We start from the raw sequence: 20836 nt of genomic DNA on the forward strand, positions 1-20836 counted from the left end.
AGAAATCCCCGCCGCGCTGGTCGCGGCGGGGATTTTCGCTGTCTGGGGCTTGTCGCCGCCTCAGCTCTTGTCCGGGCGGCGGCGTTCGGTGCGGGCCGAGTCGGCGCGGTCGCGGTAGCGCACATTCGGCTGCGGGTGTGGTGGGGCCTCGCCGCGCCGACGGGGTACCCGGGCCGGTTCCGGTTCGCGCGGGGCGCGGGCGGCACGCGGTTCCCTGGTCCTGGCCGCGGCGGGGGCGCGCTTGGGGTCGCGGGCCTGGCGGCGGGCCGGGCTGGCCATATCGACCTCGGTGGCCGGGTCGTCCAGCACGGCGGTGGCGCGGCGCGGGCGCCTGCGGGCGTCGGCGGTCTCGGCGGCGGGTTCCGGACGGCGGCGCTTGACCGGCTTGCGCTCTGGCGTGCGTTCGGTCCTCGGCTTGCGCTCGGTGCGCGGCTTGCGTTCGGTCCGGCGTTCGGTCGCGGTGGGGCGTGCGGTGGCGGGGGCGCGCTTGGTCAGCGCGATCCGCACCCCGCCGATCAGCAGCACCAGCACCGTGGCCAGCATCATCGTGGGGAAGCGCTCCACCAGCGGGATGACCAGGTTCATCAGCACGTCTTTGATGTTGGTGGTGGCGCGCCCACCCAGTAGCTGGCAGGCCACCGGCACCGCCACGAACAGCAGCAGCGGCGGCATCACCATGGTCGCGAACAGCCCGCGCATCCGGACCGCGCACACCGCCAGCAGGCAGCCGAGCACGTACATCGCCGAGAACGTGGTGGTCGGGTAGGTCTCGCCCCCGAGCCCGTCGATCAGGAACCCGAGCATCGTCGCGCCCGCGGCCAGCGCGATCGCGGCCCAGGCGGGGATGCCGGGCACCGAGGGCAGGATCGAACGTTGCGGCGCGGGCACCCGGGGTCGCGCACGTTGGGAAGCAGCCACCCTATGACACTAACTGCACATCGGCCCGGTGGGCGCTACGGCACGGAGAACTCAGACGCGATCCTCCGTCTCGGCGAACGCGACGACGCGTGGTCTGGCCTCGGTCCGGCGGATTGCCGGGAGCTCCTGATCGGCGATACCGAGATCGTGCATGCGGCGCGCGGTGACCAGCACCCGCGACTCCACCGAGCCCACGGTGGCGTTGAAAGCGGCTACGGCCTTACCGAGATTCACGCCAAGGGTGTCGAGGTGTTCGGCCACCTTGCCGACCCGGGTGTAGAGCTCTTTGCCCAATTGCTGCACCGTTGCCATATCCCGCGACAGCGCCTCCTGCCGCCAGCTGAAGGCGACCGTGCGTAACAGCGCGATGAGTGTAGTGGGGGTTGCCAGGATCACGTTCCGGCCGAACGCGTACTCGAGCAGGCCCGCGTCGGTGGTCAGCGCGGCGTCGAGGAACGGGTCACCGGGGACGAACAGCACCACGAACTCCGGGGCCGGATCGAACGCGGCCCAGTAGGCCTTGTCGGCCAGCTGGTCGACGTGGGCGCGCAGCTGCTTGGCGTGGCGGGCCAGCAGCTGGTCGCGCGCGGGCGGGTCGTCGGTGGTGGCGGCCTCGAGATAGGCCGTGAAGGGGACTTTCGCGTCGACCACGATGTGCCTGCCCCCGGCCAGGCGCACCACCAGGTCGGGGCGCACCGCGCCGCGGTCGTCGCCGCCGTGGCGGTGGACCTGGGTGTCGAAGTCACAGTGCCTGGTCATCCCGGCCAGCTCGACGACCCGTTCCAGCTGGATCTCGCCCCACCGCCCGCGCACCTGCGGCGCCCGCAGCGCCGCGACCAGCTGCCCGGTCTGGTCGGAGAGCCGGTGCGAGGTGCGCTGCATACCCGCGACCTGTTCCCGCAGGCCCGAGTAGGCGTCGATGCGGTGGTGCTCGACCTGCCTGATCTGCTGCTCCAGCGCGCCGACCGCCGCCCGTAACGGGTCGACCAGCGCGCCGACGGCGGCCGAATGCCTGCGCGCCGCGTCCTCGTTCGCCGCGTGCAGTGACTGCTGCAGCAAACGCTGATTGTCCCCGGCCGCGGCGAGGCGTGCCTCCGCGGTGGCGGCCCGCTGCCCACCGCGGGCGGCATGGCCCAACCAGCCGAGACCGAACCCGGCACCGAAAACCAAGACGAGCGCGACGAGCATCGAAGCGGTCATAGCGGCGATAGTGCCCGAGGCCACCGACAAACTCGCAATCGATCGGCAACCTCGGCGTGGTGCCACGCCGGAAAATCACACCGTTGTAGTGCGTCGATTGAATTCTGTCGGAGGTGTGCCCTACGGTTCGCCGCATGCGGATCCTGCACACCTCCGACTGGCACATCGGGCGCACCTTCCACGGTGTCGACCTGCTGGCCGATCAGGCCATGGTGCTGGCGGCGATCGCCGAGCTGGTGGCGGCCGAGTCGGTGGACGTGGTGGTCGTGCCCGGCGACGTCTACGACCGCTCCATCCCCAGCGCCGACGCGATCGCGGTGTGCAATCGCGGTTTCGAGCAGATCCGGGCCGCGGGCGCGACGATCGTCGCCACTTCGGGCAATCACGATTCGCCCGCCCGGCTCGGCGCGGGCGCCAGCTTCGCCGCGGCGGGCGGCCTGCATCTGCGCACCCGGGTGGCCGACGCGCACCGCCCGGTGCTGCTCGCCGACGACCACGGCGCGATCGCCTTCTACGGCATCCCGTACCTGGAACCCGAGATCACCCGCGCCGAACTCGGTGTGCCGCAGGCACACTCGCACGCGGAGATCCTGGACGCGGCGATGGCCCGGATCAACGCCGACCGCGCCGACCGGCCCGGGGTGCGCGCGGTGGTGCTCGCGCACGCGTTCGTCGTCGGGGGTGAGGCGACCGGTTCGGAGCGGTCCATCTCGGTGGGCGGGGTGGAGACCGTGCCCATGTCGGCCTTCGACGGCATCGACTATGTGGCGCTGGGCCACCTGCATTCGCCGCAGACACTCGCGGAATCGGTGCGCTACAGCGGTTCCCCGCTGCCGTACTCGTTCGGCGAGAACTCCCACCGCAAGGCCGTCTGGATCGTCGACCTCGACGCCACCGGCCTGGCCGGGGTGCGCAGGCACGATCTGCCGCGGGTGCGCGGCCTGAGCAGGCTCACCGGCACGCTCGACGAGCTGCTGACCGGCGACGGATTCGCCGAGGCCGAGGGGCATTACGTCTCGGCGACGCTCACCGACTCCGCCCGCCCGGTCGACCCGATGCGCCGGTTGCGTGAGCGGTTCCCGCACGCGGTGCACGTGGAATGGGCGCGCCCCGAGGGCAATCCGGAGCTGCGCTACCGCGAGCGGGTGCACGGCCGCCGCGACGCCGAGGTGGCGGCGAGTTTTCTGACCGATGTTCGGGGAACGCCGAGCGAGGGGGAGATGGCATGGGTGGAGCGGGCATTGGCGGTCGCGGTCAGCGAAGCCGATCCGGTCCGGGCGGCGACCGGCGACGGCGGGCCGTCGGAGCTGACCGCGTGAGGGCCGGGCGGGGCGTCGTCGGCGGTGCCGCGTGAGGCTGCACCGGCTCGAACTCACCGCGTTCGGTCCCTTCGCCGAGACCACGGTCGTGGACTTCGACGCACTGGGCGCAGACGGCCTGTTCCTGCTGCACGGGCACACCGGCGCGGGCAAGACGACCATCCTCGACGCCATCGCCTTCGCCCTCTACGGCCGCGTCCCCGGCGCGCGCGGCGAGAGCAAACGCCTGCACTCCGACCACGCCGATGCCCAGACCCCGCCCCGGGTCACCCTCGAGGCCACCCTCGGCGGGCGCCGGTTGCGGCTGGTCCGGGTGCCCGAGTTCGAGCGACCCAAGTTGCGCGGCACCGGAACCCGGATCGAACCGGCCAAGGCGACGCTGACCTGGCTCGACGGCAGCGGCGAGAACCTCGCGCGGATCACCGATATCGGTGACGAGGTCCTGCGCCTGCTCGGCATGAGCGCCGACCAGTTCTTCCAGGTCGTGCTGCTCCCGCAGGGCGATTTCGCGCGGTTCCTGCGCGCCGAGAACGAGGACCGCGAGAAGCTGCTCGAAAAACTCTTCGACACCCAGCGTTTCGGCACCGCCGAGCACTGGCTGGCCGAGCGCCGCCGTGCCGCCGAACGCGACCTGGACGCTCGTCACCAGGGCATCGACCGCCTGATCACCAAGGTCGGCATGGCCGGTGGGTACGGCGGTGCCGAATCGGTGGGCGTGCTCGACTCGGTGTCCTGGTCCCAGGATCTGCTCGCCACCGCGCGCACCGCCCTCACCGCGGCGACCGCGGAAGCCGAACGGCGCCACCGGGAATCGGCCGCCGCCCGCGCCGAGGCCGACCAGCAGCGCCGCCTCGCCGACCTGCACGCCCGGATGACCGCGGCGAAGGCCGAACTCGCCGCCTTCACCTCCGCCGCCGGGCACCGCGCCGCGCTCGAGCACGAACTCGACCAGGCCCGTCGTGCCGACCCGGTCGTCCACGTCATCGACGAGGCCCGTGTGGCCGTGCGCACCCTGCGTCGCGCCGAAGCCGCCACCCATACCGCCGCCACCGCCCTGGCCACCCAGCTCACCGCGCCCGAAGCCGCCGACATCAGCGGCATCGACCTGCTGACCGTCGTCATCGAAGAATCCGCCTCCGCGTCACCCGGGCGAGCGAGCGAACCGACGGCGGCGGTCGCCGGAGATCCCGCCGATGGTTCGAGCCATCGAGCCTCCCCGCACCGCGCGTCATGGGGTGCGCCCCGCCACGAGACCGATCCAGTGCGGGGAAGCGACCGTCCGGACGGACGGAGCCGGACCGGATCGGCATCGCCTGAGCGTGGCGGTGTTCCTGGCCTGGCAGTCCGTGATGTCGAGGGGGACCTGGATGCCGCGGTGAGCGTGTGGAACGGGCTGCTCGGGGTGCTGGGGGAGATCCGGGCCGACGCTGCGACGGCGCGACAGCTGACCGTCGATCTGGCGACACACCAGCATGCGGCCGAGCGGCTGAGCGTGCGGGCCGGGGAACTCGCCCGGCGGCGCTCCGAGCTGCCCACCGCACTGGCCTCGGCGCAGGAGCAGTTGCGGGAGGCCACCGACGCGGCGGCCGCGCTGCCCGGGATTCGCACCGAGCTGGCCAAGTGGCAGGATTCCGCCGCCGCCGCCGTCGAGATCGCCCGGCAGCGACCGGCGCTGGACAAGGCGCAGGGGGAGTTCGACGCGGCCCGGCGGATGCACCTCGATGCGCGGGAGCGGGTGCTCGACCTGCGGGCGCGGCGGCTGGCGGGGATGGCGGCCGAGCTCGCGGGGGCGCTCACCGAGGGCGCGCCGTGCGCGGTGTGTGGTTCCGCCGAGCATCCCGAGCCCGCCCGTCCCACCGACGACGCGGTATCCAAGGACGCCGAAGAGGCGGCCGCCGCCGCCGAACAAGCCGCCGAGGCGGCCCGCGACCGCATCGCCGAGCGGATCGGCACCATCGAACGCGAGCTCGAGGCGCTTGCCGCCCGCGGCGGCGACACCGACCCCGTCGCCCTCGCCGACGCGCTCCGCACCGCCACCCACCGCTTCGACGACACCGCCGACACCGCCCAGCGCGTCCCCACCCTCACCACCCGCCTGGACACCCTGCGCACTGAGGAAACCCACCTCAACGACGAGTCCCGCGCCATCGACGCCCGCCTCGCCACCACCACCGCCACGATCACCGCCACCCGCACCCGCCTCGACGACATCACCCAGCGCCTGCGCACCGCCGCGGGCGCCGACCACACCGTCGACGCCCGCACCACCCGCCTCGAATCCCTCATCGATTCCGCCACCACCCTCCGCACCGCCCGCACCACCGAATCCGCCGCCCGGGAATCCGTCCACCGCATCGCCACCCGCGTGGAAACCCTCTCCCACACAGCGGGTTTCACCCCCGAGGGCGCTTGCCCCGTAGGCGGTGTCGGCGCGATGTCATCCGCGACCACCGGGTCTGCGCGCGACGACGCGCGGCGGTCGAGTGACCCCGTCGCGCGTCACGGCGCGGCGGTGCGCGGCGGCTCACCGAGTGACGGTGCGGCGGTGCGCGGCGGCTCACCGAGTGACGGTGCGGCGGTGCGCGACGGCTCACCGAGTGACGGTGCGGCGGCGAGCGGTTCCCGAGATGGCGTTCGACCGGTGCACGTCGATGCCGAAACGCCCATGCTGTTCGATCTTTTCGCCCCGGCCGTCGCCGACGGAGAACCCGCAGTTGCCGACGACGCGATCGCGGATCCCGAACCGGCTACGGCCCGCGACGACATCGCGCTCCTGACCGCCTACGCGAAGGTGGTGACCGCCGTCGCGCGGACCGCGCAGCAGCAGGCGGCGATCGAGGCCGAGCTGACCGCCGCCGACCGGGCGCGGGCCCATGCGGAGGCAGTGCTGGCCGAGCCGGAGATCCGGGCGGCGGCGGGGGAGGTGCCCGGTGATCTCGCCGCTGTGGAGCAGCGTTTCGCGCAGGCGCAGAGCGCGCTCACCACCGCGGTCGCCGTGCAGTCCGCGGCGGCGGAGCGGGTGGCGCAGCTCGAGCAGCTGGGGGCGCAGCTGTGGGGTGAGGTGGAGCGGATCGCGCCGAAGCAGCGGGAGTTCGACGAGCTGGCCGGGCTGGCGGAGGTGGTCGCGGGCCGGGGCGAGAACAGCCGTCGCATGTCGTTGCGCTCGTATGTGCTGGCGGCCCGCCTTGAGGAAGTGGCGGTGGCGGGCTCGCTGCGCTTACGCCGGATGTCGGGCGGTCGCTACGAATTCGTGCACTCCGACAAGGCTGGCCCGCGCGGCAAGCGCGGCGGTCTCGGCCTGGACGTCCGCGACGACTACACCGGCGCCGTCCGCTCGGCCAAAACCCTCTCCGGCGGCGAGACCTTCATGGCCTCCCTCGCCCTGGCCCTCGGCCTCGCCGACGTGGTCGCCGCCGAATCCGGCGGCCTCGTCCTCGACACCCTGTTCATCGACGAGGGCTTCGGCAGCCTCGACGCCGACACCCTCGACGCCGTCATGGGCGTCCTCGACGAACTCCGCGCAGGCGGCCGCGTGGTCGGCGTCGTCAGCCACGTCGACGAAATGCGCCAGCGCATCCCCAGCCGCCTCCACGTCCTGCGCGGCCGCACCGGCTCCCACCTCCAAACCACTGTCGCTTAGCGGTCGCTCCGGCTTCCTGCTCCAAACCACTGTCGCTTAGCGGTCGCTCCGGCTTCCAGCTCTAAACATTATCGCTTAGCGGTCGCACCGGCTTCCAGCTCCACGTCACCGTCGCTTAGCGGTCGCACCGGCCCCACCTCGAGGCGACCGCCGCCTAGCGGACGCTTCGGTTCCCATCTCCAGGTCACCGTCGCCTAGAGGGGCGGGTAGTCGGAAGTCTGGTCGTCCGGCGGCCGGGTTCGTCGGCGCTCAGCGGGCCGGGCAGTCCGATGCCCGGTGGTCCGGCGGCCGGGTTCGCCGACCGCCGGTTCGGACGTTCGATCGACCTCCGTCCTCAGTCGGTGGCGGGCACCGGCTCGGTCGTCGGTGCCGGTTTCGGCGCTGTCGTGGGCAACGCGAATGCGGCGAGGGCGGCGCCGAGGGCGGCGAGGGCGGCCGCGGCGAGGAAGGCTGAGGTCAGGCCGGTGCGGTAGGCGGTGTCGGCTGTCGCGGTGGCGGATTCGGTGACCTCCTGGGCGAGCAGGAGCAGGGCCGTCACGCCGATTCCGGAGCCGATGCGGCCCGCCGTGTTGACGATGCCTGCGGCGGTGCCCGCCTGGGATTCGCCGACCGCGGTGACGGCGGGGACCGTGACGCCGACGAAGGCGGCGGGCAGGCCGATGCCGAGCAGGATCGCGCCGGGGGCGATATCGATCAGATAGTTGGCGTGTTCGGGGAGCCGGGCGAACCACAGCATGGCCAGGGCCTGGATCGCCAGACCCGCCGTGAGCACCCAGCGTGCCCCGAACCGGTCCAGGCACACCGGCAACAGCGTCCGTGACAGCACGATGTTCACCACCGCCACCGGCAGCACGGCCAGGCCGGACAGCGTCGGACTGTAGTCCTGGGTGTGCTGCAGATACAGCGCGATCAACGCGAACACCGGGACGTGCGCGGCGCCGACGAGGAAGTTCACCGCCGCCGAGCCGCTGACCGCGCGCACGCCGAACATGCGCAGCGGCATCAGGGGATGCGGGCTGCGCGCCTGGATCAGGACGAACAGGACGAGCAACACCGCCCCGCCGCCCAACATCAGCGCAGGCCCGGCCCCGGGCGCGGGCTCACCGAGCGCGCCGATGCCGTAGCCGAGCAGCAGCAGCCCCGTCGTCGCGGTGATCGCGCCGGGCAGATCGAGTTCGCGCAGCGCGGCCCCCGTCCGCCGGGTGTCGGCGGGCAGCAGCCGGACCCCGGCCAGGGCGAGGACCCCGACCGGCACATTGATGAGGAAGATCGACGGCCACCCGAACAGATCGGTGAGCGGACCGCCCAGCGCCGTGCCGATCGCGGCACCGGCCGCACCCATGGCACTCCACGTGCCGAAGGCACGGTTCCGGGCCGCTGGCGTGGTGAAAACCGCTGTCAGCAGCGCTAGTTGGGCGGGAATCAACAGGGCGGCACCCACGCCCTGCGCGGCGCGCGCGGCGATGAGCACCTCGGCCGAGGGCGCGAGACCCGCCACCAGCGAGGCCAGGGTGAACAGCCCGAGGCCGAGGGTGAACATGCGGCGCGGCCCGATCAGATCGGCGGTGCGCCCGCCCAGCAGCAGGCAGCCGCCGAACGCGAGGAGATAGGCGTTGGTCACCCAGCCGAGCCCGGACTCGCTGAGCCCCAGCTCGGCGCCGATCGTCGGCAGCGCCACATTGAGCACGGTGGTGTCGAGGAAGACGACGAGTTCGACGGCGGTGATCAACAGCAGGATCCACCGCGCACGCGAAGAAGGAATACCAGGGTCGGCCATCACAGGACCTTTCACTAGAGTAGAACTCTAGCGAGAGTGTCACTGGAGTGCTGCTCTAGTCAAGTAGGATCTTCGGTATGACCGCACGATCGGCGGGCGTCCGCGCCGCCAAGACCAGCGCCAATCGCGACCGGATGCTCACCGCCGCCCGGGAACTCTTCGTCGCGCGCGGCTACGCGGCCACCACGATGAAAGCCATCGCCGAACAGGCCGGAATGGCCGTGCAGACGCTGTATTTCACCTTCGCCACCAAGCGCGCGATCCTGCTGGAATTGCTCGATACCGCGATCGCGGGCGACACCGAACCGGTGGCGACAATGGATCGGCCCTGGTTCGCCGCCGCCCTGGCGGCCCCGCCGGGCGAGCAGATCCGCCTGCAAGTCGCGGCGGCGGCGGAGATCCTGGGCCGGGTCGCCCCGCTGCTGGAGGTGGTGCGCTCGGCGGCCGCGACCGACCCGGAGCTGGCCGAGATCTGGCAGGCCAATATCGCCGCCCGGCGCACCGTGCAACACCGGCTCGTCGCCGAGCTCGCGGCCAAAGAAGGTTTACGGCAGGATGTTTCGGTGGAGCGCGGCGCCGATATCGCGCTGGCGCTCACCGCGCCGGAGACCTACCGGCTGCTCGTCGGCGACCGCGGCTGGTCGGCCGAGGACTGGCGGCAGTGGGTCACCGACCTGCTCGCCACCCAGCTGTTGGCCGCCTGATGGCGCCGCGACCACCGGTTCGGGTCGCGGCACCGGCGTGAAGCCGGGCAACCACCGGTCGACGAACGGGATCATCAGCTGGATCAGCGGCCCGATGCCGAACGCGTAGACCAGGGTCGCGATGCCCACTGTGCCGCCGAGAACCCAGCCGGTGGTCAGCACCGTGGCCTCGATGCCCGTGCGGACCGACCAGACCGGCCACCCGGTCCGGGCGACCAGTCCAGTCATCAGTCCATCGCGCGGCCCCGGACCCATTCCGGCGCCGATGTAGAGCACGGTGGCCGCCGCGTTGACGACGACCGCCGCCACCATGGCCAGCCCCTGCCACCCCAGTCCGCGCACCTCCGGAATCAGCCACAGCCCCACATCCACCGCGACCGCGATCACCACCACATTGCTCACGGTCCCCAGTCCCGGCCGCTGCCGCAGCGGAATCCAGGCCAGCAGCACGACGACCCCGGTCAACGCGGTGACCACACCGAAGCTCAGCGGCAGGTGCGCGGCAACGCCCTGATGGAAGACATCCCACGGATCGAGTCCGAGACCGGCCCGCACCATCACCGCCATCGACGTCCCGTACAACCACAGCCCGGCATAGAGGGCGACCAGACGACGAGTGAGCATGCCACCCAGCATCCGAGGAGACTGGACCTTTCAAAAGAGCCACTCGCCGAATACTGGCCTGATCACCGCTCGTGGTCGAGCAGCCACCGCTTGGCCTCGAGCCCCCAGCGGAACCCGCCGAGCTGCCCGCCGATCCGCAGCACCCGATGACACGGCACGAACAGCGCCGCGGCATTACGCGCGCAGGCATTGGCCGCGGCCCGCGTCGCTGCCGGTCGACCCGCCAGCCCGGCGAACTCGGTATAGGTCACCGGCTCCCCGGCGGGCACCTTCCGCAGCACATCCCAGGCGTGGGAGAGGAATTCACCCGACCGCTGCCGCACCGGGATCGCGTCGATCGCGGTCAGATCACCGTCGTGATAGTCGAGGACCGCCTGGGTGACGGCACCGAGCGCATCGCGCTGCCGCAGCTCGGTCGGGCGCAGGCTCGCGTGCACGACGGCGGTGAGTTCGGCCGGATCGCCGGTCCAGCCGGAGGCCAGTACGGCACCGTCACCGTCGACGATCGCGGTGAACGGGCCGATCGGCGTCGCGACGGTGGCGACCTCGGCGAGACGAGTGGCAGTCATGAGGCTTCACTTCCTATCGGAGAAGGCAGGGTGGGGATGGCGCCGCGCTCTACCAGCGCGGTCTTCCACAGATGCATGGACAGATACGAGCGCCACGGCGCCCAGCGGGTGGTGTGGTCGAGGTCGATCCCGGCCAGCAGCGCGCCCTGGCGCACCACCAGGTCGGTGTCTAGCAGGATGTCGGGATCGGCGAGCAGCCGCATGGTGACGTAGTCGGCCGTCCACGGCCCGATCCCGGCGAGGGTGAGCAGGTCCCGGCGCAGATCGGCGGCGGTGCGGCCGGGGTGCAGGGCCAGTTCGCCCTCGGCGATCGCCCGCGCGGCGGCCACGATCGCGGCGACCCGGCGTGCGGGCCCGGTCAGTATCTCGGCGCCGTGTTCGGCGATGGCTTCGGCGGTGGGGAACAGCAGGGGTGCCGCGCCGTCGATCCGCTCACCGAGCGCGTCGACCAGGCGGGCGGTGTGCGTGGCCGCCGCCCGCACCGAGATCTGCTGGCCGATCATGGTGCGCAGCAACAACTCCGGACCGTCCGGACACCCCGGCACCCGGATTCCCGGCGACCAGCCGGACCCGGCGCCGAGCGCCTCGTCGATGCCGAGCGGGTCCGCGTCGAGGTCGAGCAGATGCCGCACCCGCGCCACCGTCGGCGCCAGATCGCGCATGTCGCGCAGCGCGAGCTCGGCGCGCACATGTCCGGGCTGGAACGACAGCCGCACCGTCGCGTAGCCGTGCGGGGTGCGCAGGCTGCGGGTGTAGACGCCGTCGTCGAACACCTCCATCCCCGGCACGGTGTGCGCGGACAGGAACCAGGTGAGCCAGGCGGTATCCAGCGGCTCCCGGTACGGCAGGCGCAAGGTCAGCAGGCCGGGCACCGCCGGGGCCACCACATCGTTGCGTGGCGAGGATCGCAGTTCGGTGCGCATCGTCGTCGGGCTGACGGCGAACACCTCGCGCACGGTGTCGTTGAACTGGCGGATGCTGGCGAACCCGGCCGCGAACGCGATATCCGACATCGGCATCTCGGTGGTCTGGATGAGCAGCCGCGCGGTGTGCGCGCGATGGGCTCTGGCCAGCGCGAGCGGCCCGGCGCCGAGTTCGGTGGTGAGCACCCGGGTCAGCTGACGCTGCGAGTACCCCAGCGTCGCGGCCAGGCCGGGCACCCCGCCGCGCTCGACCACCCCGTCCCCGATCAGCCGCATGGCGCGGGCGGCGAGGTCGGCGCGGATGTTCCACAGCGGGGAACCGGGCGCGGCGTCGGGCAGGCAGCGGCGGCAGGCCCGGTACCCGGCCTGCTGGGCGGCCGCCGCCGTGGGTAGGAACGAGACATTGACCCGTTTGGGGGTGATCGCCGGGCACGAGGGCCTGCAGTAGATGCCGGTCGTGCGCACCGCGGTGAAGAACTGCCCGTCGAAGCGGGAGTCCCTGGTCGACACCGCGCGGTAGCAGCGTTCGAAGTCCAATGCCGTGATCGTCACGGGTTCCACAGTGGCAGCCCGGTGCCACCAACGCTAGCGGAAATCGGCCACATACCCCCGACGGGGCGCGGACCGGGGTCTACCTGGTCAGCAGCAGCGATTGGTGGGGTTGCGGTCGGCTTCGGCGTAGCGTTCGCGCCAGTAGTCCCGTTCCGAGGCGATCGGCTCGCCGGGATGCGTGCGCCTGCGGTGCTCGACATACCGCCGGTAGTCCTGACCGCCGTTGATCGCGCTGTACCACCAGGCCACACCGCGCGCACCGTCCCGGACCCGGACCAGCGCCTGGAGCCACACGTTGCCCCGGCGTAATCGTGCATTCGTTGCTCGCGCGTGCGATTTTCCGACTGCTGACGAGCCATTCGCACGATCACGCCGGTGGTCGCACCGGGCCTGGTCGGCCGACTCGGTGAACCGGCCGACCACGTCGCGGCGACCAGTCACGACACGTGCGCCGATCCGGGCGCGCTCACCTTGCCCTCGGCGATCAGCGCGTCCCACTCCTTCTGCACGTCCTTCTCCGCCGCCGTGGCCAGGAAACCGCTGGGCGAGAAGATCTTCGAGGGCTGCTCCGCGGACTCGGTGCTCGATACCGTGCCCGAGCGGATGGCCCTGAGACACACATACGCCCCGACCACGGTCACGATCAGCACCAGCACCGCGAACACGATCGAGAGCGTGCCCTGGATGAAGGTGTTGCGGATGGCGGTCTCGACCTGTTCGGGCGTCTTGGCCGTCAGGCAGCCGGTGCCCGCGTCCTTGGCCGCCTGACACAGGCTGTGCTGCTTCCAGTAGCCGAGCTTGGGGTCGGCGGAGAAGATCTTCTGCCAGGACGCGGTCATCGTGACGATGAGGTCCCAGACCAGCGGCACGCCCGGAATCCACGCCCACTTCCACTGCCCCCGTTTGACGATGATGGTGAGCACCACCGTCAGCGCGATCGCGGCCAGCAGCTGGTTGGCGATACCGAACAGCGGGAACAGCGCGTTGATGCCGCCGAAGGGATCGTTGACGCCCATCAGCAGCACACCGCCCCAGCCCGCCACCACCAGCAACGAGCACACCCACGCGCCGACCCGCCAGGACGGATCCTTGAACTTGCGGAAGCCGCCGCCGAAATTGCCCAGCGCGTCCGACACCAGGAACCGCGCCACGCGGGTGCCCGCGTCGATGGTGGTGAGGATGAACAGCGCCTCGAACATGATCGCGAAGTGGTACCAGAACGCCTTCATCGACTCACCGCCGAGGAACTGGTGGAACACCTCGGAGATGCCCACGGCCAGCGTCGGGGCGCCACCGGTGCGCGAGATGACCGAGTTCTCGCCGACATCGGCGGCCGCGTCGGCGAACAGCTCCGGAGTGGCGGGCGGGCCGCTCAGCCCGAGCGAATTGGTGTAGGCCGCAGCGGTTTCCGGGGTGTTGCCGGTGAGCCCGCCCGGCGCGTTCATGCCGAAATACAGGTGCTGGTCGATGATCGAGGCGGTGATGATCGCCATCACCGCGACGAACGACTCCATCAGCATGCCGCCGTAGCCGATCATCCTGGCATTGGATTCCTTGGCCAGCAGCTTGGGTGTGGTCCCCGAGGACACCAGCGCGTGGAAGCCCGAGAGCGCACCGCAGGCGATGGTGATGAACAGGAACGGGAACAGGCTGCCCGCGAAGGCCGGACCCGTTCCGCTGTGCGCGAATTCCGAGACCGCGGGCGCCTTCAGCACCGGCATGGTGATCAGGATGCCCGCCGCCAGCAGCACGATGGTGCCGACCTTCATGAACGTCGACAGGTAGTCGCGCGGAGCCAGCAGCAGCCACACCGGCAGCACCGAGGCGAAGAAGCCGTAGGCGATCAGGCACCAGGCGATCGTGGTGCGCGAGAGGGTGAACCAGTCGGTGCCCCACTGGGTCTCCGACACCATGCCGCCGCCGATGATGGCCGCCAGCAGTAGCACGATGCCGATCGCGGAGACCTCACCGACCTTGCCCGGCCGCAGATACCGCAGATACACACCCATGAACACCGCGATCGGGATCGTCATCGCGATGGAGAACACGCCCCACGGACTCTCGCCCAGCGCGTTGACCACCACCAGCGCCAGCACCGCGAGCAGGATGGTCATGATGGCCAGGATCGCCACGATCGCGGCCACCCCACCGACCGCGCCGAGCTCGTCGCGCGCCATCTGCCCCAGACTGCGCCCACGGCGCCGGGTCGAGGCCCACAGCACCAGATAGTCCTGCACCGCGCCCGCGAAAACGACACCGACAATGATCCAGATGGTGCCCGGCAGATAACCCATCTGCGCGGCCAGCACCGGACCCACCAGCGGCCCGGCACCCGCGATGGCGGCGAAGTGGTGCCCGTAGAGCACCCGCCGGTCCATCGGCATGAAATCCTTGCCGTTGTCATAGATCTCGGCGGGCGTGGCCACGTCGTCGCGCGGCTTGGTGATCTTCCATTCGATGAACCGCGCGTAGAAGCGGTAGGCGATGATGTAGGTACAGACCGCCGCGATGACGATCCACACCGCGTTCACCGACTCGCCGCGCACGAACGCCACCACGGCCCACGCGATGGCGCCGAGCACGGCGATCCCCGCGAACACAGCCTTCTTGGCCGGGGTGATCGGGGTGCGGTCGACGAGGCCGACCGGGGGAAGATCCGGCTCGGTCCGCAGATACTCGATGGTCGCCATTGACTCTCCTGACAGAACGCGCCAAGCCTTGGGTAGAACATCGTCAAGGTAGCGGATCGCTCGGACAGATCGGCCAGGATCTCCGCGCTCGCGGCCAAGATGAAATTTTGTTCAGCGGGTCATTCGCCGCGATAGGTGCCGAAGCTCCAGAGGTTGCCCTCGGGGTCGGTGGCGGTGAAGCCGCGGGAGCCGTAGTCCTCGTCGCGCAGGCCGCGGATGATCCGCGCGCCCGCGGCGACGGCGCGGTCGTGCAGGGCGTCGGGGTCGTCGGTGATCAGGTAGAGGGAGGCCACTCCGGCGGGGCGGGTGCCGAAGGGGGATTCGTCGCGGCCGGTGGAGCCGAGCATGATGCCGCCGCCCGCGGGCCAGCGCAGTTCGCCGTGTTCGACGACGGTGGGGTCGTCCTCGCGGGCGTAGACCGCGGCGACGGTGAAACCGAAGGCGGTGGTGAGGAATTCGATCATGGCGCGGGCGTCGTCGAAGGCCAGGCAGGGCCAGACGCCGGTCTGGGTGTTGGTTGTGGTGTCCATGTGTTCAGCCTCGCGTGTCGGCGGTGTCCGGGTCTTGGACGGATGGAACCTCTTCCTCGGTGAGCCACGTGGTGGGGGAGCAGCCCGCGAGCTCGGCGAAATCGCGATCCAGATGCGCCTGGTCGTAGTAGCCGCAGGTGGCCGCGATCTGGGCGATCGATACGAACGACGGGGTGGCCGCGAGCATGCGCCGGGCGCGTTCGAAGCGGATGATCCGGGCCGCCAGCTTGGGGCTCGCGCCGAACTCGGCGGTGAACTTGCGGGTCAGGTGCTGGCGGCTCCAGCCGATCCGCTCGGCCAGCGGGGTGATCTCGCAGGAGCCGCCGGTGCCGACGAGAGTGCGCCAGGCCCAGGTCAATTCGGGACCGGCCAGGGAATCGGTGCGGGCGGCGGCGAGCAGCGCCCGGTCGCAGGCGGCGAAGCGGCCCGGCCAATCCGGGTGCGACTGCACGGCATCGGCGAGCTGATCACCCAGAATCCGCTGGGCATCGGTGCATTCGATCGAGACATCCCACAGTTCCCCGGCGGGCATCCCGAACAGCACCCGGCTCCCCAGCGGGGTGAGTTCGATGGCGATGCCCTCCTGGAAGCCGGTGTGCGCGATCATCGCCGGGCTCGCCTGCAAGCCGCTCAGCACGCAGCGGTAACTGTCCGGCGCCTGACGCGGGTCGGTCTGGGTGACCACGTCGATCGTGGGCCCGATCGCGACGATGAAGGTCATGTGCCGCGACGGCAGCCCGCGATGCAGGCCGGGGGCGAAGCCCGCCAGCCGATAGCCCACGTACCGGTCGATGAACGCTGCCAGCACCGGCGCGGGGGCCGCGGTCACCACCTCGGTGGTCGGCTCCATACCGGCCACGCTACGCCGGGACGGTGCGGGGCGGCATCCGTCAAGGCCGTGGCGGTGTGGGATGACGCACGCGTCCCGGCCGCGGGGACGGGGTAACCGTTTCGTGAAGGTGCTCTCCGCAGTGTCGCGGAGTCGGTGAGATTTCGCACTCACCCGTCCATGGCCTGTGGAAACGCGCACTCGCCCGGTTAACGTTGCGCCTTCGCCCAAATCTGTAGGAGGTGTCATGCGGCGGGTTCAGTACGAGCGCAGCGGTGGTTCGGAGGCGCTCGAGGTCGTCGCGGCGGAGGTGCCGGTGCCCGGCGCCGGTGAGCTGCTGGTCCGGGTCGAGGCCATCGGGGTCACCCTGTCGGCGATCCGGCGGATCAGCGCCCCGGTGGCGCAGCCGCTGCGCGCCGAGGTCGCCGGTGAGGTCGTCGCGGTCGGTGACGGGGTCGACGGCTACAGCGCGGGCTACCGCGTCGTGGGCCTGTGCACCGCCGACGCCTACGCCGAGTACGTCGTGCTGGCCGCCGACCAGGCGTCCGCCATCCCCGACGGCGCCTCCGCCGTGGACGCGGTCGCGCTGATGCGCAGCGGCCTGGTCGCCCTCGGCGCCCTCGACACCGCCGCCCCGCGCGAGGGCGAGACCGCCCTGATCACCGCCGCCTCCGGTGGCGTCGGGCACCTGGCCGTCCAGCTGGCCCGCGTGCGCGGCGCCGCCTGGGTCGTCGCCGCCGTCTCCGATCCCGCCAAGGCCGATTTCGTCCGCGAACTCGGCGCCGACGAGGTGTTCACCTACGACCAGCTGCACTGCGGCAAGCAGGCCGACTACGCCCTCGACGGCGTCGGCGGCACCGGGCTGGGCGGCACCCTGGCCGGGCTGGCCGAGGGCGGCCGCGTGGTCACCTACGGCACCGGCGGCGGCCTGATCGACGCCGAGGACCTGCTCGCCGGGGGCAAGACCCTCACCGGCTTCCGCATCGGCCGCCTGGCCCAGCGCGACCCCGCCCGCTACGAGGACCTGCGCCAGGAGGTCTGGCAGTACTACGCCTCCGGGCTGCTGCACCCGGTCGTGCACGCGGAGTTCGCGCTCGACGACGCCGCGGCCGCGCACGCGGTGATCGAGCAGCGCGCCAACCTGGGCAAGGTCGTGCTGGTTCCCTGAGCGGTGGGGACCCGCCCTGTCAGGGGCGGGTCCCTCCGGCGCGTAGACTCTCGATTCCGTGAGCCTCACCCTCGGAATCGTCGGACTGCCCAACGTCGGTAAGTCGACGCTCTTCAACGCGCTGACCAAGAACGACGTGCTGGCCGCGAACTACCCGTTCGCGACCATCGAGCCCAATGTCGGCGTGGTGCCGCTGCCCGACCCGCGGCTGGACAAGCTCGCCGAGATCTTCGGTTCCGAGAAGACCGTGCCCGCCGTGGTGTCCTTCGTCGACATCGCGGGCATCGTCAAGGGCGCCTCCGAGGGCGCGGGCCTGGGCAACAAGTTCCTGGCCAATATCCGCGAGGCCGACGCCATCTGCCAGGTGGTGCGCGTGTTCGCCGACGACGACGTGGTGCACGTCGACGGTCGCGTCGACCCCACCGCCGACATCGAGGTCATCGAGACCGAGCTCATCCTGGCCGACCTGCAGACCCTCGAGAAGGCCATCCCGCGCCTCGAGAAGGAAGCCAAGGTCAAGAAGGACCGCAAGCCACTGCTCGACGCCGCCAAGGTGGCCCAGGAGTTCCTCAACGAGGGCACCACCCTGTTCGCCGCGGGCAAGAAGATCGACGGCGAGCTGCTGCGTGAACTCTCGCTGCTCACCATCAAGCCCTTCCTCTACGTCTTCAACGCCGACGAATCGGTGCTCACCGACGAGGCCAAGGTCGCCGAACTGAAGGCCGTCGTCGCCCCCGCCGACGCCGTCTTCCTCGACGCCAAGGTCGAAGCCGAACTCCTCGAACTCGACGACGAGTCCGCCCTCGAACTGCTCGAGTCCATCGGCCAGACCGAACCCGGCCTGCACGCCCTTGCCCGCGCCGGTTTCCACACCCTCGGCCTGCAGACCTACCTCACCGCAGGCCCCAAGGAAGCCCGAGCCTGGACCATCCACCAGGGCGACACCGCCCCCAAGGCCGCGGGTGTCATCCACACCGACTTCGAACGCGGCTTCATCAAGGCCGAACTCGTCGCCTTCGACGACCTCGTCGACGCGGGCTCCATGTCCGCCGCCAAGGCGGCAGGCAAGGTCCGCATGGAGGGCAAGGACTACGTCATGGCCGACGGCGACGTCGTGGAGTTCCGCTTCAACGTGTAATCCGTTGCGCCTGGGGTGAATTGAAGGAGCCCAGGCGCATGAATTACTTCAGAGGCGACACGGGGGCGTTCCCGGCCAGGATAGCAAGTGCCGGTGCCAGGGGGCCGTGTCGCGACGGATGTGAGTGGCCTGCTGTCCGAGCATCGGCTCGACCCGTTCTTACGGGCCGCTGACGGTGATCGCGATGCCGCACTGGCTCTCTACGCATGGTCGAGCCGGACAGCGGCGGTCGCGTTCGAGGCGGTCGGTCATCTCGAGGTGTTGCTACGGCGGGCCTGTGAGTCGCGGTCTGAGGTGGGGGTGGGGCCTATTATCAGGGGATGGCTGAGGACTGGCGGGTCGGTCGGGTCGATGACATTCGTTCCTTGATCAAGGAGGCGGAGCCGGGTGTCGTCGAGGAGATGAAGTGGAAGAAGCCGTCCAATCCGGACGGGGTGCCCGCTTTTTCGCTGGACGGGTTGATCTGCACCTTGGAGATGTACAAGGGCAAGGTGAAGGTGAACTTTGCCAAGGGGTCTTCGGTGAACGATCCGGGCGGGTTGTTCAATGCCAGTCTGCATGCGCCGCGGGGGCGGTCGATCGATCTGCACGAAGACGATGAGCTCGACGCCGGGGCTTTCAAGGCGCTGATCAAGGACGCGGTGCGGGTCAATCGGGCGCGGTGACGATCGTCAGCCGAGTTCCTCGGCGAGGCCGAGGAGGATGCCTTCGGGGCCGCGGAGGTAGCAGAGGCGGTAGGCGTTTTCGTAGCGGATGACCTCGTCGCTGACGAGTTCGGCGCCGTGGGTGCGGAGGCGGGTGAGGGTGTCGTCGATGTCGTCGACGGTGAACATGACGCGCAGGTAGCCCAGGGAGTTGACCGGGGCGGTGCGGTGGTCGGCGATGACGGCGGGTTCGAGGAACCGGGAGAGTTCCAGGCGGCTATGGCCGTCGGGGGTCCGCATCATGGCGATCTCGACGCGCAGGTCGCCGAGGCCGGTGACGCGGCCTGCCCATTCGCCTTCGACGGCGCCCTGGCCTTCCAGCTCCAGGCCGAGTTCGCGGAAGAAGTCGATGGCCGCGCTCAGGTCTTCCACGACGATGCCGACATTGCCCATCCTCACGGTCATGGTGTGAGCGTAGGGGAGTTCCGGACTTTCCGTAACGGCAAGTTGAGGGAGGTCGCGGATGACGCGGGAAGATCAGGCTCGGGACGCGCTCGCGGCGATCGGGCAGGTGCGCGACGATGTCGCGCGGCGGGTGTCGACGCCGGGGTGGTACTGGCCGGTGCTCGGCGCGGGGGCGGCGTTGCTGGCCTTGGGCAGTGGGATCGGCGGGCTCTGGGGTGGGGTGTTGCTCGCGCTCGGGCTGCTGGCGCTGGTGGGCGACATGGTCGCGTACGCGCGGGTCACCGGCAGCTGGACCATGGCGACCATGCGCGAGCAGGGAGCGTGGACGGCGTGGGTGATGGTGGTGGTGATCGTGGGCGGGGTGTTCGCGTCGATCGTGGCGGGCAGCGTCGTGGTGAGCGCGGTGGCGGCGGTGGTCATGTTCGTGACGGTGTGTGTGCTCGGGCCGCGATGGAACGCGGCGTGGGTGCGCAGTCTGCGGGAACAGCCGTGACGGCGGCGTTCGACCCGCTCGTGCACGCGCCGCACCGGCTGCAGATCTGCGCGATCCTCGACACGGTCGAGCGGGCCGAGTTCGCCCTGCTGCGCGATCAGCTGGGGGTGAGCGAATCGGTGCTGAGCAAGCAGGTCAAGGCACTCGAGGACGCGGGATACGTGACGGTGTCCAAGGGTCTGCGGGATCGGCGGACCCGCACCTGGGCGGCGTTCACCGCGCAGGGCCGCGACGCCTACCGGGGGCATGTGCGGGCGCTGCGGGAGATCGTGGGCCAGGCCGAATTCGGCTGAGCGCTACCAGGATGAGAGCAGCCACACGAAGAAGATCGAGGTCAGCAGCGAAGTCGCGAGGGCTGTGGCCAGCGCGAGCCGGATCCGCGGCAGCGTGACCCACAGGACCGCGACGATCCCGGCGGTCACCGCGAACGGCAGCAGCCAGACATCGAGCAGCCACGGCAGCGTCCAGCCGGTACCGATCTCCACCTGGAGGATGCCGAGCAGCGTTCCCCAGTTGACCAGGTACCCGGCGACCACACCGAGCGCCACCTGCGCGGTCCCGATCAGCACCCGGAACCCCGTGGAGCGCTGCGGCACAGCGGATCTCTCCCCATCGACGGTCACATGTCCCCCTGTTCGCCGGTGTTGTCGAGG

19 protein-coding genes and 1 pseudogene are annotated in these 20836 nt (G+C 70.8%); 8 read left to right on the top strand and 12 right to left on the bottom strand.

What is annotated here, in order from left to right; translation table 11 throughout:
- Window positions 1–60 precede the first annotated feature (60 nt).
- Complete coding sequence (locus WA675_RS17870; RefSeq protein ID WP_336085720.1) at window positions 61–918, bottom strand: DUF6542 domain-containing protein; 858 nt, start codon at window positions 916–918, stop codon at window positions 61–63.
- A gap of 51 nt (window positions 919–969) precedes the next feature.
- A complete protein-coding gene (locus WA675_RS17875; protein WP_336085722.1) occupies window positions 970–2118 on the bottom strand; it encodes a DNA recombination protein RmuC in 1149 nt (382 codons plus the stop codon).
- 134 nt (window positions 2119–2252) lie between these two features.
- Between WA675_RS17875 and WA675_RS17880 the strand changes: the two genes are divergently transcribed.
- Both WA675_RS17880 and WA675_RS17885 read left to right on the top strand, forming a co-directional pair.
- Entirely contained in the window at window positions 2253–3437 is a 1185-nt protein-coding gene (locus tag WA675_RS17880; protein WP_336085724.1) for an exonuclease SbcCD subunit D, read from the top strand.
- A gap of 31 nt (window positions 3438–3468) precedes the next feature.
- Window positions 3469–7077, top strand: coding sequence for an SMC family ATPase (locus WA675_RS17885; RefSeq protein WP_336085725.1), 3609 nt, complete (start codon window positions 3469–3471; stop codon window positions 7075–7077).
- Window positions 7078–7411: 334 nt separating this feature from the next.
- Here WA675_RS17885 and WA675_RS17890 read toward each other — a convergent pair whose 3' ends face one another.
- The gene (locus WA675_RS17890; RefSeq protein WP_336085726.1) at window positions 7412–8854 is read right to left on the bottom strand and encodes an MFS transporter; all 1443 of its coding nucleotides are present in this window, start codon (window positions 8852–8854) and stop codon (window positions 7412–7414) included.
- 134 nt (window positions 8855–8988) lie between these two features.
- On the opposite strand from WA675_RS17890, the pseudogene WA675_RS27410 reads away from it, so the two are divergent.
- A pseudogene (locus WA675_RS27410) lies at window positions 8989–9117 on the top strand (helix-turn-helix domain-containing protein); the annotation flags it as partial.
- A 282-nt stretch (window positions 9118–9399) separates the two neighbouring features.
- Here the strand turns inward: WA675_RS27410 and yczE are convergent.
- The 7 genes from yczE to WA675_RS17925 all read right to left on the bottom strand — a co-directional run bounded on the left by yczE (window position 9400) and on the right by WA675_RS17925 (window position 16296).
- Entirely contained in the window at window positions 9400–10182 is a 783-nt protein-coding gene (yczE, locus tag WA675_RS17895) for a membrane protein YczE (RefSeq protein ID WP_336085727.1), read from the bottom strand.
- Window positions 10183–10244: 62 nt separating this feature from the next.
- Window positions 10245–10751: a methylated-DNA--[protein]-cysteine S-methyltransferase gene (locus WA675_RS17900; protein WP_336085728.1), complete on the bottom strand. Its 507-nt coding sequence runs from the start codon at window positions 10749–10751 to the stop codon at window positions 10245–10247.
- Entirely contained in the window at window positions 10748–12235 is a 1488-nt protein-coding gene (locus WA675_RS17905; RefSeq protein ID WP_336085729.1) for an AlkA N-terminal domain-containing protein, read from the bottom strand. The genes WA675_RS17900 and WA675_RS17905 overlap by 4 nt, the downstream gene beginning before the upstream one ends.
- A 78-nt stretch (window positions 12236–12313) precedes the next feature.
- Window positions 12314–12520, bottom strand: a complete 207-nt coding sequence (locus tag WA675_RS17910; RefSeq protein WP_442945655.1) for a YbdD/YjiX family protein — start codon at window positions 12518–12520, stop codon at window positions 12314–12316.
- Between the two features lie 143 nt (window positions 12521–12663).
- Window positions 12664–14916: a carbon starvation CstA family protein gene (locus WA675_RS17915; RefSeq protein WP_336085730.1), complete on the bottom strand. Its 2253-nt coding sequence runs from the start codon at window positions 14914–14916 to the stop codon at window positions 12664–12666.
- A gap of 119 nt (window positions 14917–15035) precedes the next feature.
- On the bottom strand, window positions 15036–15446 hold the full coding sequence (locus tag WA675_RS17920; RefSeq protein WP_336085732.1) for a VOC family protein: 411 nt from the start codon (window positions 15444–15446) through the stop codon (window positions 15036–15038).
- A gap of 4 nt (window positions 15447–15450) precedes the next feature.
- On the bottom strand, window positions 15451–16296 hold the full coding sequence (locus WA675_RS17925; RefSeq protein ID WP_336085733.1) for an AraC family transcriptional regulator: 846 nt from the start codon (window positions 16294–16296) through the stop codon (window positions 15451–15453).
- 226 nt (window positions 16297–16522) lie between these two features.
- Here WA675_RS17925 and WA675_RS17930 point away from each other — a divergent pair, with 226 nt between their 5' ends.
- The 3 genes from WA675_RS17930 to WA675_RS17940 all read left to right on the top strand — a co-directional run bounded on the left by WA675_RS17930 (window position 16523) and on the right by WA675_RS17940 (window position 19246).
- A complete protein-coding gene (locus WA675_RS17930; RefSeq protein ID WP_336085734.1) occupies window positions 16523–17443 on the top strand; it encodes a quinone oxidoreductase family protein in 921 nt (306 codons plus the stop codon).
- 58 nt (window positions 17444–17501) lie between these two features.
- Window positions 17502–18581 (top strand): redox-regulated ATPase YchF, encoded by a 1080-nt coding sequence (ychF, locus tag WA675_RS17935; protein WP_336085735.1) that lies wholly within the window; start codon window positions 17502–17504, stop codon window positions 18579–18581.
- A 320-nt stretch (window positions 18582–18901) separates the two neighbouring features.
- Complete coding sequence (locus tag WA675_RS17940) at window positions 18902–19246, top strand: DUF1801 domain-containing protein (protein WP_336085736.1); 345 nt, start codon at window positions 18902–18904, stop codon at window positions 19244–19246.
- A gap of 6 nt (window positions 19247–19252) precedes the next feature.
- Here the strand turns inward: WA675_RS17940 and WA675_RS17945 are convergent, their stop codons facing one another.
- Window positions 19253–19690, bottom strand: a complete 438-nt coding sequence (locus WA675_RS17945; RefSeq protein ID WP_336085737.1) for a VOC family protein — start codon at window positions 19688–19690, stop codon at window positions 19253–19255.
- A 58-nt stretch (window positions 19691–19748) separates the two neighbouring features.
- Between WA675_RS17945 and WA675_RS17950 the strand changes: the two genes are divergently transcribed.
- Both WA675_RS17950 and WA675_RS17955 read left to right on the top strand, forming a co-directional pair.
- Window positions 19749–20183: a hypothetical protein gene (locus WA675_RS17950; protein ID WP_336085738.1), complete on the top strand. Its 435-nt coding sequence runs from the start codon at window positions 19749–19751 to the stop codon at window positions 20181–20183.
- Entirely contained in the window at window positions 20180–20476 is a 297-nt protein-coding gene (locus tag WA675_RS17955) for a transcriptional regulator (RefSeq protein ID WP_336085739.1), read from the top strand. Before WA675_RS17950 ends, WA675_RS17955 begins: the two co-directional genes overlap by 4 nt.
- 3 nt (window positions 20477–20479) lie before the next feature.
- Here WA675_RS17955 and WA675_RS17960 read toward each other — a convergent pair whose 3' ends face one another.
- Entirely contained in the window at window positions 20480–20779 is a 300-nt protein-coding gene (locus WA675_RS17960; protein ID WP_336085740.1) for a hypothetical protein, read from the bottom strand.
- Window positions 20780–20836: the final 57 nt, after the last annotated feature.

It is taken from the genome of Nocardia sp. SSK8, assembly GCF_037034205.1.
In the GTDB taxonomy this organism is placed as follows: domain Bacteria; phylum Actinomycetota; class Actinomycetes; order Mycobacteriales; family Mycobacteriaceae; genus Nocardia.